General features: G+C 46.3%; 18 protein-coding genes. 6 read left to right on the top strand and 12 right to left on the bottom strand.

Translation table 11 applies throughout. From position 1 onward, the window contains the following. Positions 1-6: 6 nt before the first annotated feature. The 7 genes from LKD37_RS01565 to LKD37_RS01535 form a co-directional block, all read right to left on the bottom strand. Positions 7-1,887, bottom strand: a complete 1,881-nt coding sequence (locus LKD37_RS01565; protein ID WP_302927630.1) for an AAA family ATPase — start codon at positions 1,885-1,887, stop codon at positions 7-9. 24 nt (positions 1,888-1,911) lie between these two features. Continuing rightward, positions 1,912-2,664 (bottom strand): hypothetical protein, encoded by a 753-nt coding sequence (locus LKD37_RS01560; protein WP_256285538.1) that lies wholly within the window; start codon positions 2,662-2,664, stop codon positions 1,912-1,914. A gap of 96 nt (positions 2,665-2,760) precedes the next feature. Then, positions 2,761-3,237 (bottom strand): single stranded DNA-binding domain-containing protein, encoded by a 477-nt coding sequence (locus tag LKD37_RS01555; protein ID WP_069431375.1) that lies wholly within the window; start codon positions 3,235-3,237, stop codon positions 2,761-2,763. 197 nt (positions 3,238-3,434) lie between these two features. Then, the gene (locus LKD37_RS01550; protein ID WP_302927629.1) at positions 3,435-3,632 is read right to left on the bottom strand and encodes a hypothetical protein; all 198 of its coding nucleotides are present in this window, start codon (positions 3,630-3,632) and stop codon (positions 3,435-3,437) included. After that, positions 3,629-4,084: a hypothetical protein gene (locus tag LKD37_RS01545; protein ID WP_302927628.1), complete on the bottom strand. Its 456-nt coding sequence runs from the start codon at positions 4,082-4,084 to the stop codon at positions 3,629-3,631. The genes LKD37_RS01550 and LKD37_RS01545 overlap by 4 nt, the downstream gene beginning before the upstream one ends. Positions 4,085-4,092: 8 nt before the next feature. Continuing rightward, entirely contained in the window at positions 4,093-4,659 is a 567-nt protein-coding gene (locus LKD37_RS01540) for a hypothetical protein (RefSeq protein WP_302927627.1), read from the bottom strand. A 63-nt stretch (positions 4,660-4,722) separates the two neighbouring features. Next, positions 4,723-5,166 (bottom strand): zinc ribbon domain-containing protein, encoded by a 444-nt coding sequence (locus LKD37_RS01535; RefSeq protein ID WP_302927626.1) that lies wholly within the window; start codon positions 5,164-5,166, stop codon positions 4,723-4,725. Between the two features lie 121 nt (positions 5,167-5,287). Here LKD37_RS01535 and LKD37_RS01530 point away from each other — a divergent pair, with 121 nt between their 5' ends. The 6 genes from LKD37_RS01530 to LKD37_RS01505 all read left to right on the top strand — a co-directional run bounded on the left by LKD37_RS01530 (position 5,288) and on the right by LKD37_RS01505 (position 9,610). Then, a complete protein-coding gene (locus LKD37_RS01530; RefSeq protein WP_302927625.1) occupies positions 5,288-5,863 on the top strand; it encodes an RNA polymerase sigma factor in 576 nt (191 codons plus the stop codon). Continuing rightward, a complete protein-coding gene (locus LKD37_RS01525; RefSeq protein WP_302927624.1) occupies positions 5,860-7,710 on the top strand; it encodes a PepSY domain-containing protein in 1,851 nt (616 codons plus the stop codon). Before LKD37_RS01530 ends, LKD37_RS01525 begins: the two co-directional genes overlap by 4 nt. After that, positions 7,649-8,077, top strand: a complete 429-nt coding sequence (locus LKD37_RS01520) for a PepSY domain-containing protein (RefSeq protein ID WP_302927623.1) — start codon at positions 7,649-7,651, stop codon at positions 8,075-8,077. The genes LKD37_RS01525 and LKD37_RS01520 overlap by 62 nt, the downstream gene beginning before the upstream one ends. A 183-nt stretch (positions 8,078-8,260) precedes the next feature. Continuing rightward, a complete protein-coding gene (locus tag LKD37_RS01515) occupies positions 8,261-8,728 on the top strand; it encodes a hypothetical protein (RefSeq protein WP_302927622.1) in 468 nt (155 codons plus the stop codon). A gap of 9 nt (positions 8,729-8,737) precedes the next feature. Next, positions 8,738-9,001, top strand: coding sequence for a hypothetical protein (locus LKD37_RS01510; RefSeq protein WP_302927621.1), 264 nt, complete (start codon positions 8,738-8,740; stop codon positions 8,999-9,001). A gap of 471 nt (positions 9,002-9,472) precedes the next feature. Next, entirely contained in the window at positions 9,473-9,610 is a 138-nt protein-coding gene (locus LKD37_RS01505) for a helix-turn-helix transcriptional regulator (protein WP_302927620.1), read from the top strand. Positions 9,611-9,835: 225 nt separating this feature from the next. On the opposite strand, the gene LKD37_RS01500 is transcribed toward LKD37_RS01505, so the two are convergent. The 5 genes from LKD37_RS01500 to LKD37_RS01480 are packed head-to-tail and all read right to left on the bottom strand — an operon-like array spanning position 9,836 to position 13,771. Beyond that, positions 9,836-10,435, bottom strand: a complete 600-nt coding sequence (locus LKD37_RS01500; RefSeq protein WP_009243057.1) for a response regulator transcription factor — start codon at positions 10,433-10,435, stop codon at positions 9,836-9,838. Beyond that, positions 10,416-11,720 (bottom strand): sensor histidine kinase, encoded by a 1,305-nt coding sequence (locus tag LKD37_RS01495; protein WP_302927619.1) that lies wholly within the window; start codon positions 11,718-11,720, stop codon positions 10,416-10,418. The genes LKD37_RS01500 and LKD37_RS01495 overlap by 20 nt, the downstream gene beginning before the upstream one ends. A gap of 32 nt (positions 11,721-11,752) precedes the next feature. Beyond that, on the bottom strand, positions 11,753-12,400 hold the full coding sequence (locus LKD37_RS01490; protein WP_009243059.1) for a hypothetical protein: 648 nt from the start codon (positions 12,398-12,400) through the stop codon (positions 11,753-11,755). Then, positions 12,391-13,095 (bottom strand): hypothetical protein, encoded by a 705-nt coding sequence (locus LKD37_RS01485; protein WP_274271061.1) that lies wholly within the window; start codon positions 13,093-13,095, stop codon positions 12,391-12,393. The genes LKD37_RS01490 and LKD37_RS01485 overlap by 10 nt, the downstream gene beginning before the upstream one ends. After that, the gene (locus tag LKD37_RS01480; RefSeq protein ID WP_206671811.1) at positions 13,088-13,771 is read right to left on the bottom strand and encodes an ABC transporter ATP-binding protein; all 684 of its coding nucleotides are present in this window, start codon (positions 13,769-13,771) and stop codon (positions 13,088-13,090) included. The genes LKD37_RS01485 and LKD37_RS01480 overlap by 8 nt, the downstream gene beginning before the upstream one ends. Between the last annotated feature and the right edge of the window lie 112 nt (positions 13,772-13,883).

Genomic DNA, 13,883 nt, shown 5'->3' with positions numbered 1-13,883 from the left:
CCGGACTTATGCCGATGTTCGCTTCCGCTTTGGGGCAAACATAGGGTCCAGAATGGTTGTAATCAGGGCTTCCCGGTCTTCCTCGTCGGCAGTGGCTTTGCTGATGACCGTATACTTTGCCGACAGATAAGGGTCGCCGGAGATCTCTGCACTGATGACCCAATCGATCAGGCTGCGCATTCCGCAGGCACCGTCGGTGATACTGTTTTTGCGGCAGTAATCGGCCATGTCGTTGACCACCTGCACCATCTGGGATACCAGGTATTCGTCGGCACATCCGGTCACGGCCATGGCTCGCTGTACCATAACCTCGGGCTCCGGCAGTTCAATGTCCTTGACCAGACTCATTCTGTCCACCACCGACTGGTTCATCTGCCGACAACCTTCGTAACTGACATTGGTCGTCACAATGACGACCGTATCAGGATGCCTGCGAATGATCTCGCCGGTCGGAAGAGTGATAGACCCCTCCTGCTCCAGAAGAGAGTTAAGGCCCACCAGCACACCCGGCTGAATGATCGTGGATGGCTCCTGAACCTCGACTAAATACCCGTGTTTTAACGCTTTCACAAAATCCGTCTCCACATAAGTATAGTTCTGGCCGGAGCTTTGACGGTTTTCAGCACGCTTGCTAAGAGCCTGTACCTTTTCCGTGACCTTTTCCAGCACAACGCTCATGCAGTCCTGCACGGTAGCCGCCAGATTTTCCACGCCTGTCAGAGCCTGATAGACGCCGGCAGGATCGTAGTCCATATCATCCAAGTCCGGAAGGCGCAGAAGCTTAGCTACATTGGCATAGCTGATACCTCCCATGGACTTGAGGATCTCGCGCTCACGGTCAAGCTCCGAGCTACCGGTGGACACTGCGTCCGTTTCAGGGAAGATCATGCCGGTGAAATCAAATATTTCTGTGTTGGCAGAGCAGGTATACTTCATGTATGGCAGCCCCAGTCCGGCGGCAATGGCTTTTGCGCCCATGGTCTTGCCGGTACCGGCAGGCCCGCGCAATAGGAAGTTTCGCATCTGCATGGGCCGCCCGGTGGTTTTCTGCGCATGCTTGCAAATATCCACCACTTCCGGCGGAATGATATACCATTCCGGGAGTTTCGGAATCAGGCTCAGCTCCAACGCGCTCAAGGTGCGTCCCGGCGTCAGGGGATACTTGCCGACGAAATCCGTATGCTCCACCACGACGCCGGCTTTTTTGATAACGGCCGGTCCGGTCTTGGCAAAGATCGTGAATTCCCCGGCTGTGACGCTGGTGGGCACAAAAGATCCGGAATCCAGCTGACCTTGAGAGACCCGCATCAGGTTTCCGGACTTGTCCACTGTGATATTGATATGCGCCGGGCAGGTATCGTCCTTGATTCTGCGGTAGGCATTGTCGCAGAGGATTGCCATGCTTTCGGTCGCCTTTGCCATATCCGGGTATCCGGCAATGAACTGGTCGTAGTACTCCTGAAAGGTTTCATCGAACTCCGCATCTGACATCAGGAACGGCATTAGGGCAAAGAAGATTGCCGCGCCGTCTCGCTGGCTCGGATGCGCCACGTACTGCTCGATGAGCTCGGTGTTTTTGTCATAAACGCTTGCCAAAGCGCTGCCGGAGGCTGCATCGAACACCACAATATGATAGGCATCCGGACCGACGGAGGATTTATACTCCGCCACGCTTTTGTTTGTATCGATCTGGCCGACCGCACCTTCTCCGGTGCCGTTCATGCACCGGCACATGGCGTGGACTGCCTTGATCACAGAACCACATAGCGTTGATTCCGTCTTTGCCCCGTACATGGATGCCACCTTGACCTTCTTATTTGTCATGGTATCAAAGGGGACGGGCAGCGAACGGGAGTAGTTGAACAGATTGTTGATTGATACGCTCATATCGCGTCATTCCTTTCTGCAGTGTCACTGCGTGAAATCAATGGTAATACCGGTATCTGTACAGCAGCAGTTCTCCATACCGTTTCGTTCCAGCTCCCGGCAGATGTCCGGCCAGCTTTCTCGGGCAGGCAGTTCTGCCGCCGTTATTTCCAGCATGGATAGCCCTTGCGCGATGCTTTCGTTGCACCGCTCATTGAGTTCCATAACATGGGCGTCCACCCATTCAAAAGCCAGATACTCATAATTCTCCGGGGGATCGACCTTCTGCGGAGTGTCATCCTCGTTTTCCTCTGCGCCCGTCTCATCATTTTCCGTTTCCGGCATCTTGACTTCTTCCGCGTGCGGGTAGGTCAGGCTGCACACTTGAAGGCCGCGAATCACAACGATCGCTTCACGGTATCCGCCGGCATGGTTGAGCAGGATTCGCACCTCGTTGCCTGTCGCAATATTGTGCATGGCATTAGGCGTCTTCCATACCCATCTGGCGTTGGGGAAATCGGCCGTGACCAGCTCTGTAATCCGCCGCTGCATTGAGCCGAACGCCATGTCCCGGATATCCTGATCCGTAGGTTCTGGGCGAGCAGCCGGAAGCAGAGGCGGGATATTCTCCACTTTTCTGGCAGAGAGAAAGAGCAGTCGCATGGCGGCGATAAAAATACCGAGTATCACCAATAAGAGAATCGGCCAAAGCCTGCAAACAAACAGCAGCAGAGCCAATGTCCCCAGTATGGTCAAAACCTCATAGGCGATGTGGCGCTTGAATTCTTTGTTTTGCATATATTGTCCTTTCTGAACGCAAAAAACGCACATGAGTCCACATAGATACTCATGTGCGTTTTAATGCGCCCGATCCATTTGTAGTTCTTCGATTGATTATTCGTCGAAGAACGAATTTACGCCGCCGAAGGGTTCAAAGCCGGTGAAATTACCGGGCATCTCTCCGTTGGAGGCAGACTTTGCGGGTGCGGCAGCCGCTCTGGGCTGTTCCCCAGCTTCCTCGGTCTTCTGCTTTCCGCCGCCGGAGGAGCAATACTCAATCTCATCCAGAATGACCACCATGGCGCTTCTTTTTTCATGCGTCGTGCTGTCCTCCCAGACATCCTCGTCCAGGCGGCCGAGAATATTGATGAACGAGCTCTCTTTAAGCTGCATCTTTTTGATGCGCTCACATACCGGGCCAAAGGCTTTTACAGAGAGGTTTACCCATCGGGTGTTGTTTTCGGCGCGGGTGTCGTACACCTTTTTGCCGATGCGGAACCGGACGCTCTCCCCGTTTTCGGAGAATTTGAGAGCCGGTGCGCCGTCATATCCCTTGGAGATGACGACATCAGTTGCGATTACCTTGAACATAAGATGCTCCTTTCTTGCAGGTGCTGCCTGCTATAACATGATTTATTTCAACCCATTCAGGGAAGAAACCGAGAAACAAAAAAAGTGCCAACCAACACAAATGTGTTAATTGACACTTTATAACTTGAATACTCTGGTGTTCCGCGCAGGAAACCTTGATACTTATGATTGTATTATAGCAGGTTCTCATATGACAGTCAATTGCTTTCCGCTGTTTTCGCCGGGCACTTCGCTGTTTTCACCGGGGGACCTTGCTCCAGCACAGACAGAACCAACTCCAACGCAAGCCTCACTCGAAGCGGGTCGAATATACAGTTTCCATCCGGCAGGATACCCGCTTCGACTCTGTTCTCTATTTCCCTGACTAATCCGCGGATCTCATCGCCTTTTGTCATTTTGATCCTCTTCCTTTCAAAATATCGATTGCCAAATATGTGCTAAGCTGTTGGCAGCCTTCGTTTTCATATACCGGTGTGCCGGTTGCCGTATATACCGTGATGATGTCGCCCTCATCAACATTTCGAAGTCTTCCGGCGATCTGTATTTTCACTGTATGTGGGTCTGACCACAGATAGAGCGTTTTGATGCGGCGGCGCATCGGAGTTTTTTCCAGCCCGGTACAGTGACCACGAATTACCACTATTTGATCGGTGACTGCTCTATACAGCAGTTGCAATGCACTGAACCCATAAAAGGCGAAAAAGAGCAGGACGGAAAGAGACAGATAAAGGTTGCCCTCCAACAACAGAGACACCACCATCAATAAAAGGCTTACCAGCGCGGCTCCACATCTCATTATAATCTGTTTTTGCAGCGGCGGTGGGATTTTTTCGAATTTTTCTCTCATTACGCACCTCACAGCAGAAGGATTCTCTTTTTCTTCAGTAGCCTGAGCAATGCGGAAACGACCTCATCCCGCACTGCGGCGTGTTCCATTTGGGCTTCCAGAATGTTATCAAAAATGGTTTCCTGCGTATAGATTGTTTCCGTCAGGTTCTGCCTGTTTCTATCCCCCAACAGATTTATTTGCGGGGCTACATGATGTTCTGTCAGGAATACCAGTTCTGCCGTGGTGAGCCGAAGTCCGGCTTCTGTCAGCCATAGCAGCAGTTCTTTTTGGCGTGCGCTGAGAATCGCACGAACTCCTTGTGGCTTCGCAGGCGTCAGAACGCACTGCGTCAATGCACGATACTCAAAAACGGGCTCATCACCTTCTGTAATTTCAACAAGCCCCTTACGTTTAAGCTGCTGCAGGGCTTTTACCTCCGGCACATTCTCGCGGTTTTTTGCAAACCCAAATCTGCCGTTAAGCCAGAGCGCAGCCTGTTCCCCGGTCAGCTGAAAATCTACGCCGCAGCGGGTCACGAACAGAAGATCCTCTGTGGAGGCTCTGATTACCATACCTTTGGATATATATTTCATTTTGCTCACTCCTTGTCTGTCCTTTTCCCATATTACACGGCAAGGCGGCGCGAATTACAGCACTCACAACAAATACATTGCGACAACGCACAGAATAACAATCAGCAGCATGACTCCCGCCACGGCGGAAACCTTCTTCACCAATTCCATGTCAGGCCCCTCTTTCAGTTTTCCTGCATCTGAAGGCAGAACATCGTCATAGTAGCCGTCATATCCATCTTTCTTTGGATGAAAAGCTCCTCCCATGTGTTCGCCGACAGGCTTTTCATGCTTTTTCCGTGGCTTGGGGGACGGATGCTTGCGCTTCTTTTCCATACGCTTTTGCGACTTTACGGGTTTCTCTTTTGGCTTTTTCTGACCATCTTCCGCAGTCGGCAGACTCTTTCCGCACTCCATGCAGAAAGAAGCGGCGCCATCTGCAAAATCGGCGCCGCAATAGGGACAATATTTCATACTCAGCACTCCTTTGGGCAGTATTCGGCATTCATGCCGGGTTTCACGACCCATTGGGGGACGATACGATTATACCACAGCGTCTTTTTCGTGTCATCGGCGCAAACCCTGCCATTTAGTCTGCCATTTCGCGAGACATTTTGTATTCCTCAATAGTCGGGAGCGGAAAAATCGTATGTATTTATTTTGCGCTATGGGGCTCATCTTCCCCGCCGCTGCAGCTTTTGTGGCTGCTTCCTTAAATCAGCGTGCTTATTCCGGTGGAAATCAGATCTGCCACACGATTGCATATAACATACTGCGTAACAAAGAGGATGCGGAGGAATGTGCCAACGATACATACCTCGGCGCATGGAGTTCGATCCCGCCGCAGCGTCCGAACCGTTTGTCGATCTACTTAGGGAAAATCACGCGCAACCTCGCTCTGAACCGTTATAAGCGGTATACTGCCGAAAAACGCGGACACGGACAAGTAGTCCTCGCGCTGTCTGAGTTGGAAGCCTGCGTTCCTTCAGAAACAACTGTGGAGCAGACCATCGAAGAAAATGAGTTGGCTGCCGCCATTGACCGCTTCCTGTATGCAAAGCCCAAGCTGAACCGTAACATTTTTGTCCGCAGATACTATCACCTCTACGCAATACGGGATATTGCGGACGCATACGGAATGAGCGAGAGCAAGGTGACGTCTTTGCTTTTCCGTATGAGAAACGAATTAAGACGATTTCTTGAAAAGGAGGGAATTATGCTATGAAAACCGAAGTTCTTCTTCGTTCGATCGGAAAGATCAATGACGAGCTTATCGCTGACGCGGAAAGCGAAGCAAATACCAAAAGAAAGCCCGGTTGGGCCAAGCTTGGAACAATGGCTGCCTGCCTTGCACTGGTTCTCTGTACTGGCATCGCCACACATGCCATCCGAAGCAATGCGACAGCAGGCACCTTCACAATGGATGTCAACCCCAGCGTGGAATATACGATTGCCAAGAGCGGCGCCGTCAAGAGCATCCGCTGCTTGAACAGCGATGCGGAAAATGCGCTCAGCGATGTTGCGCTGGGAAAGCAGAGTGTCGAGACCGCTCTAACGCGCACGGTCGCCGCCTACGAGGCCTGCGGATATATGGGAAACGGCGAAGCGACTGTTCTGATCTCTTTTGATTCCCGTCTTGATGCGAACGCCGAGCTAAAGGCATCGCTCTCTGCGGAGATCCAGCAGACCCTGGAGCAGACCGATGCCGTCGGCACGCTGGTTTTCCACTCCGAACTGACGGAAAATGCCGAAGCAGCAAAGATCGCCGAGGAATTCCATGTCTCCCTTGGCCGCGCCGACTGTATCCTTACCGCAGCAGACAAAACCGGGCTGCCCACGGACGAGGTCGCCCGCATGTCGTTGGACGAGCTTCTTAAATTCCAAGAGGTCTCCGGCATTTCTTCTGTCAGTGTATCGAAGTTCATCTCCTTGGAGGAAGCAAAGAAGATTGCACTGAAGGACGCGAAGCTTGATGAGCTGGCGCAGAAGATCGTGTTCACCCGAGAGGAGCTGAGCCGCAATCAGGGCAAGCCCTGCTACCTGCTGGAGTTCTACACCGGGACGAATCAATATTTCTACCAAATCGACGCAAAGAGCGGCAGCATTATTTACGCTGGGAAATTTATCACTCTTTCCGAAGCGAAGAAAATCGCTCTGGATGATGCCGGATGCAAGGATAAAGTCGGCTTTACCGAGGAAACCCTTGTGAGCGGCGGCATCAAAACGCCTTACTACCGGCTCGTCTTTGCCGATGCAAAAACACAGTGGACATACCGCATTGATGCGGTGCTGGGCATCGTTCTGGAGAAAAAGCAGAAAGAGACCGCCACAACGGAAATCGACACTGCAGATTTCATCTCTTTGGAAGAAGCAAAGAAGATCGCCCTGAAAGACGCGGGACTTGATGAAGCCACACAAAAGATCGTGTTCACCAGAGAGGAGCTGAACCGCAATTCTGGCAAGCCCTGCTACATCTTAGAGTTCTACACCGCGAAGAAGCAGTATTCTTACAAGGTGGACGCCAAGAACGGCAACATCATGGAGGCTTACCACTTCATTCTTCTGGCGGACGCGAAGAAAATCGCACTGGACGATGCCGGGGTCAACGTGAAGGTGGTCTTCACGACAGAAGAGCTGGTTGCCGGCGGCATCAAAACGCCTTACTACCGGTTCGTCTTTGCCGATACGAAAACACAGTGGACATACCGCATTGATGCGGTGCTAGGCACTGTGTTGGAGAAGCAGCAGAAAGAGATCGTGACAACGGACTTCATCTCTCTGGAGGAGGCGAAGGAGATCGCGCTGAAGGACGCGGGACTTGATGAGGCCACGCAAAAGATCGTGTTCACCCGAGAGGAGCTGAGCCGCAATTCGGGCAAGCCCTGCTACATCTTGGAGTTCTACACTGCGAAGAAGCAGTATTCCTACAAAGTAGACGCCAAGGACGGCAGCATCATCGAGGCTTACCACTTCATTCTTCTGGCGGACGCGAAGAAAATCGCACTGGACGATGCCGGGGTCAGCGAAGGTTGCCGGCGGCATCAAGTCGCCCTACTATTACTTCGCCTTTGAAAGCGCCTCTGCTCGTTGGACTTACAAAATCGACGCCGTTCTGGGCGTGATCATGGATAAGACCTGCGATAAGATCACTCCCCCTGCCCCGGAGTTTATCGGCTTGGAAAAGGCAAAGAAGATCGCATTAGAGGACGCAGGGCTGGATGAGACAGCGCAAAAAATCGTGTTCACCCGAGAGGAGCTGAGCCGCAATCAGGGCAAGCCTTGCTACATTCTGGAGTTCTACACGGACAAGTGTGCGTATTCCTACAAGATCGATGCAGTATCCGGGGAAGTTATCGGGAAGAAAGCCGAGTGGTTTTCCCGTCAGGACTCCGAGACTGTGCCGGACACGTCTCAAAATTCCGATTCCAAGCATCGTTGAACAGATTAAGCTATGACAAGGTGCTTTTAAGCAGCAGAAAATGAAACAGCAGAACGTGGGGCAGGATTGTAATACCCTGCTCCACGTTCTCGGCAGCGAAATACAGAAAGCAAAAATCTCGACGCTCAAGGAGTAAGGGTGGATTTTCACAGGGGAATACTACCCTATAAACAGGAGGACAATATGAGCTTATTCAGAAAGAAAAAATGGGACATTGAAAGATCGGAGCAAAACAAGGGCTTGATTCGTCAGCTATTTAGCCAAGCGATGCCAGACGGCGATACATGGAAGATCGTCTACGGCTATGGGCTTAATATAAAAACCAGCGATTATATTATTGCCAGAAAAACCACCTACACATATACAAGCCTGATTATTGGTTACCGTGAGTCGGACATGAGCATTGCTTTGCTGCAAACCACTCCCGAATTGGAAGGGTGCAGCGAAGCGGAAATCTTCACAAGAGACAGCATTAAAAAGGCAAAGATCTCAACGGGCATGTATACGATTTATCATCAGGGCGGTATCATGGCAGGCTATACCCAGTTTGCCACCTTGCCGGAAAATGACGAGGATTATCTGGTCTATATATATCAGCCGGAAGAGCACGAGGATTTTGCTAAGTTCTACAAACGGTTTTCGGGAAAATAGAGCAGATTTATGAAAGAACTACTGAGCTATCTATTCCCATTTTTCGTTGTGTGTTTAATTCTTTTTGTCGTTACAAGAATATGGGTCGCCCTTGTAGATACCGTGATTGGATGGGGGAAAAGACTACTTCACCCGGAAGGCGGCAATAAAGTGTCAGTAAAATGGCACATAGCACGCCCGGCAATTCCTGCTGAAGAAACCGAACAAATGAGTGAATGTAAAGAGAAATCGGACGCCCAAAGCTGGTCGAACGGAAAAGACCGGGAGGATTAGGCACTACATAAACATATACCCGGATTATAGAAGCAAGATGGAAACAGCAAATCAAATAGCGAATGTTTTACTTCCATTCTGCCATAAAATAGCCGAGGGGCTTTCAAAACGAAAGCCTCTCGGCTATGTACATAATGCCGTCGTATTTATATTTCATTTATGCCTTCAAGCGCATAATATAGCGTCACTTCAAAATCCTTCCTTTCACTCTTTACTACAACCGTTTTTTTGAAATGCCAAAGATAGACGCAAAAAAGCAGCAAATCTTTTTCAAGACTTACTGTTTATGTGCCGATGTGATAGGCAACAGTTATTTGGCTGTAAGAGACGGCGATAGAAAGATTTGCTTCTTTAAGGTATAATGTTTATAAGAATATCCCCTTTGAAAACTGAAAAAGTGCCAACTCTACGATTCATAGGTTTCGATTCTAAGTGCTTTTTGATAAAATATAGCTAACAGGGGGCAAGAATATGGACAAAAATATAACAGGTCGCTTTATTGCCGAACTCAGAAAACAAAAGGGTTTTACACAAAAAGAATTGGCCGAAAAGCTTATGGTAACAGAAAAAGCAATTTCACTATGGGAAACAGGAGTTTCCCATAGTTAAAGATACCACACCCAATATCACAAACTCACGCTTAAACAATATTCCTTAGTCAACCACATACAATAACAAATACAAAAAAGCTGGAAGCAGGCTTAATTTTGCTCCCGGCTTTTCTTTATTGTTTTGATGAAGTCGTTCAATGATACTTGTTTTTGCTATCTGCTTACATAATGTGCATACTTGTCACTTGTGTTCTGATATATCTGTCCCTCTTATTGCCTAAACTCATATTAAGGGTGTGATATATCCAAGTGCAATAGCCTTGTTATAGGCTTCGATAGCATTTTTAGCCCCCAGCTTATCATAGATGCTTTGGATATGGTTGTAAAGTGTCCGTTCACTGATATACAGTTCTTGCGCTATTTCATGCTTTGTTTTCCCTGTTCCAATCGCCTTAATAATTTCCGCTTCACGATCTGTCAGGGGATCTAATAAAGGGGGCGTAGTGGACTTGTGACCTTTACTAATAGCTGTGAGTTTTTTTACCAACTCGTCAGCAGAAGCAGACTTATCAATATAACTTACGGCGCCTTTTTTAAGTGCCTCCTGTCTATAAACTGGCATATCATAAGAGGATAGCATAACCACCTTTATTTTTGGCTTTTTACTATATATCGTTTCTATCAGATCAATGCCAGAACTTTTTGACTGCTCTCTTAGGTTGACATCAAGTAATACAATGTCCCATTCGTCTACGGAAAGAATATTCCAAAACTCTGTTTCATTACTTACATAGCGACAGATAGAGATTTCATCCCAATCTTCCAGAAGTTTGCTTAAACTCTCTCCAAATATCCTGTGATCATCAAATAGTAATATCTTCATTTTTTCTCCCCAAAACTGCCGTTGCAGTTAAAATACCATCTTTCTCTAAATACTGAATGTTACCACCATTCCCATTTATCAACACCGTCAAGAACAGCATACCACCTTTGGAAGAAAGAGTATTTTCAATGTCATTTGGTTTCGCTCCATCATTTTGACAGGTAATTACGAGTCTACTTTCTTCATTTAGCGCGATTTCCAAATGAATAAAAGTAGCGGCAGCGTGTTTATAAACATTGTTGACAAGTTCTTTGATTATCTGCATAGTCTGTTCCAAACTGTTATCTTTTTTCAAAGCAATCCTTGCTTCGCTGTCAATCGTGAAATCTACAAGTATATTCTTCTTTGGGTACAGCTTCTTAATCGCGTCAAGCATATATCCGATATGTTCCCATGAAGCATACCCCGAAAAGATATTAGAGGAATAGAAATTCATCATATTTCTTACCCGCAATTCCAAATCAGACAATATCCTTTTTGTTTCATCAACATCTGGTGAGCGAAGCGACAGGAGATTTTTGGCACCTCCAATGTCTTGAAGCACATCGTTATGAAGCAGTCTTGAGAAATCTTCCCTCTCATTTGCAATATAGTTCGTTAATTCATAATACTTTGTCAACTCCTTGTAACGGGCCTCCATGTCGCCAAGATGAATGACAGCAAAAGCCTCAAATAAAAGCATTATAAGCTGAAAAAATACATTGACTTGTAGGGTGGACAAATCAAAGCAATAAAGTACGACTGTAAACAAGGGAATCATAAGAGCGAGGACATATCTTGCTTTCCTCTGGGCAATCGGAAGAATATTAACCTGTTTCAAATTTATATATTTATAATCAAGGAAAATTCCCACGAACATTCCAATTAACATAGTTATCGCAGGTAGAATTCGGAAATTGAAAAACGACAGTATGATAGACGCAATTCCAAACAGCAAGCGAACCATTTTTCCCCGGCTTGCGTCAGTTCTTACCAGCATTATTCCGATAATCAATGCAAAAACCAGAAATGCACCCGTGTATAAGGTGGAAAATCCATCATACATCAGCGCCGCAATAAAGGAAACAGAAAGCAGGTTCCAGCCACATTCAGATATTGTTGCCTTTTGCAGTGATGTCATTACATGAAGATAGAGCAGATTGAAATAACAAAGCAAGACGGCAATCGACAATAAGTTGATGGCTCCGTCATTCGCAATTCCTTTATGTGTTCTATCCAATATAACCCATAAAGTCACAATACCCGCATGAAGAAACAGATACGGATAGAAGCGTTTATCCTGCATAGCCCCCCTCCTTTCAGCTAAAATTCATTATGTTAGTAATATGATGATACGATCCGTTCTTTAGTCATCAGACATAAACCACACGCAGTCAAAACTATTATACTCACTGGAGAAAATAGTAGCAACACCCACACATTATTCGTTTTCATAAATATCCCACATTTTAAGACAACCAGCAAAATATGAAGCAGTGTTGCAAAGATAGGAATACTCTTAAACCAGTTCATATTTCTAATCCAGAGAATCAAAACATTTATAAATGCCGAATACAATATGCTAAGGATCAGAAAATAGGTGCTTAATAACAAGATAAGGTTTGGCAGGCGAATGGAAATCATCAAAAGTAGAGGAAACAAAAGGATCAGCGTTCCAATCCATAGTGATAGCAGATTCTCCTTAACAATACTTGAGATTTTAATACCATTAGCAAGTTTCCATTCTATTCTCTTTGTGATTTTTTCTTGCTGCAACATATCCTTGCTTATTTCTCCGGCAAAAAAGATAAATAAGCACAGGTATCCATCAAGCATAAAATACTTTATATCAACACCAAATACAATGTTCTCTGAAATATCCCCAAAGTTCATCAGAAAGATCATGCCGAAGATAGCTGCTACCGCACTCATAAATATAAAATTCCAGTTCAATACCCTTTTAAGGTTTAAGGTTATCAAACCCATTCGCCATCCCTCCTGATAACTGTTTCGTTGCTCATGTGCCGAGCCTTAAAGAAACTTAATAGTACAAACATCATGCAAAGTGCAACATCAACCACAATAATCAAATAGTCAATTCCTATATGATGTTGATTCACAAGCTCTGTAATTCGTTCTGCCGACATCGCAATCAAATAAACCAGTGCAAAATTACCAAAGAACAGAACATTTTTGAACAGTTTTACTCGTTTCACATCCAGTACAATGATATTCAAAGCGACAATCTCACAAAAACTAAGTACAAGAATACTAAGATAAACGCATACGATCCGCCCAAAGCTCATTGTCCAGTCGGTAAAGTAATAGCAACTCATAAAAACAAAGAACGGGATAATACCAGAAAAGCGGAAAATCTGTATCGAATACTGTTTTATAATCTCTTTTACCGCAATTCCAGAAGCTGCAAAAAATTCAATTCTCCGGCTTAACTTATCCTTTGCTGTCAAATCTACAATCATAGCACCGGATTGCAGGGAGGTAAGACCCAAAATAACCGCATAGAGCATTAAGACTAAATAATCTTCTCCCTTAGACTGCAAGGCGTCCATCTGCATTGCAAAGCTCATAAAAGTTGCCAGAATGGCAACAATCGCAGTATCAATTAGGAGGCTTTTGCTTCTGGTAAGATAGTAGACTGCGCCTTTTCCCATGTTACTCATACCGATTGCCCTCCTTAATAAAGATTTCTTCCAATGATTGTCCTTGCATTTCTTGAATACCCATATCAAACAGCAATCTGCCATTTTTAATCATAGATACATCATCAGCACACTTTTCAATCTCGCTAAGGTCATGTGATGTAATAATAACCGTTTTTCCGTCAGCTTTTAGAGCCTCTATCAAACTACGGATTTCTACTCTGGATATGGGGTCTACACCCGATGTTGGTTCATCCATGAACAGAATATCCCGTCCCATCATAATAACAATCAAGAGGGACAGTTTCCTTTTCATCCCTTTAGAATAAGTGCTAACACGCTTTCCTAAATGCTCGGTCAATCCTAATTGCGTACAATAACTGTCTGAACGATCATTTATTTCAAATCCAAAGTATTTCCCAAAAATTCTCAAATTTTCAAGACCAGTCTGTTCTTCATACAGATAGTCATTTTCAAGCTGCATTGCATATTTCCCTACAATGTTGATTGTCCCTGCATTTGGCTGGTATACCCCTGTAATCAAGCGTAGCAGTGTTGTCTTTCCAGAACCGTTCGGGCCAATAATCGCATGGATTGTATTTGCTTTTACATTCAGGCTAAAATTCTCAAACAAAACTCTGCCACCAAAACCTTTTTTTAAGTTCTTTACTTCAATCGCATTTTGAATCTCAGACATATTTTTTGCTCCTTTCATTTGGTGCTCCACCATATAGGTATAGTGTATAAAACGAAGAAGCGTTTTGCATGAGTAATTACTGCAATTTCGATACTGCCATCAGGCAAATGTC

Source organism: Brotocaccenecus cirricatena (assembly GCF_020687045.1).
Lineage (GTDB): Bacteria > Bacillota > Clostridia > Oscillospirales > Oscillospiraceae > Vescimonas > Vescimonas cirricatena.
This window is presented reverse-complemented; position numbering and strand designations above follow the sequence as displayed.

Coding starts and splice junctions, on each gene's coding strand:
- LKD37_RS01565 (WP_302927630.1), bottom strand. CDS start 1,887: ATGAGCGTATCAATCAACAATCTGTTCAACTACTCCCGTTCGCTGCCC.
- LKD37_RS01560 (WP_256285538.1), bottom strand. CDS start 2,664: ATGCAAAACAAAGAATTCAAGCGCCACATCGCCTATGAGGTTTTGACC.
- LKD37_RS01555 (WP_069431375.1), bottom strand. CDS start 3,237: ATGTTCAAGGTAATCGCAACTGATGTCGTCATCTCCAAGGGATATGAC.
- LKD37_RS01550 (WP_302927629.1), bottom strand. CDS start 3,632: ATGACAAAAGGCGATGAGATCCGCGGATTAGTCAGGGAAATAGAGAAC.
- LKD37_RS01545 (WP_302927628.1), bottom strand. CDS start 4,084: ATGAGAGAAAAATTCGAAAAAATCCCACCGCCGCTGCAAAAACAGATT.
- LKD37_RS01540 (WP_302927627.1), bottom strand. CDS start 4,659: ATGAAATATATATCCAAAGGTATGGTAATCAGAGCCTCCACAGAGGAT.
- LKD37_RS01535 (WP_302927626.1), bottom strand. CDS start 5,166: ATGGGTCGTGAAACCCGGCATGAATGCCGAATACTGCCCAAAGGAGTG.
- LKD37_RS01530 (WP_302927625.1), top strand. CDS start 5,288: ATGTATTTATTTTGCGCTATGGGGCTCATCTTCCCCGCCGCTGCAGCT.
- LKD37_RS01525 (WP_302927624.1), top strand. CDS start 5,860: ATGAAAACCGAAGTTCTTCTTCGTTCGATCGGAAAGATCAATGACGAG.
- LKD37_RS01520 (WP_302927623.1), top strand. CDS start 7,649: ATGCCGGGGTCAGCGAAGGTTGCCGGCGGCATCAAGTCGCCCTACTAT.
- LKD37_RS01515 (WP_302927622.1), top strand. CDS start 8,261: ATGAGCTTATTCAGAAAGAAAAAATGGGACATTGAAAGATCGGAGCAA.
- LKD37_RS01510 (WP_302927621.1), top strand. CDS start 8,738: ATGAAAGAACTACTGAGCTATCTATTCCCATTTTTCGTTGTGTGTTTA.
- LKD37_RS01505 (WP_302927620.1), top strand. CDS start 9,473: ATGGACAAAAATATAACAGGTCGCTTTATTGCCGAACTCAGAAAACAA.
- LKD37_RS01500 (WP_009243057.1), bottom strand. CDS start 10,435: ATGAAGATATTACTATTTGATGATCACAGGATATTTGGAGAGAGTTTA.
- LKD37_RS01495 (WP_302927619.1), bottom strand. CDS start 11,720: ATGCAGGATAAACGCTTCTATCCGTATCTGTTTCTTCATGCGGGTATT.
- LKD37_RS01490 (WP_009243059.1), bottom strand. CDS start 12,400: ATGGGTTTGATAACCTTAAACCTTAAAAGGGTATTGAACTGGAATTTT.
- LKD37_RS01485 (WP_274271061.1), bottom strand. CDS start 13,095: ATGAGTAACATGGGAAAAGGCGCAGTCTACTATCTTACCAGAAGCAAA.
- LKD37_RS01480 (WP_206671811.1), bottom strand. CDS start 13,771: ATGTCTGAGATTCAAAATGCGATTGAAGTAAAGAACTTAAAAAAAGGT.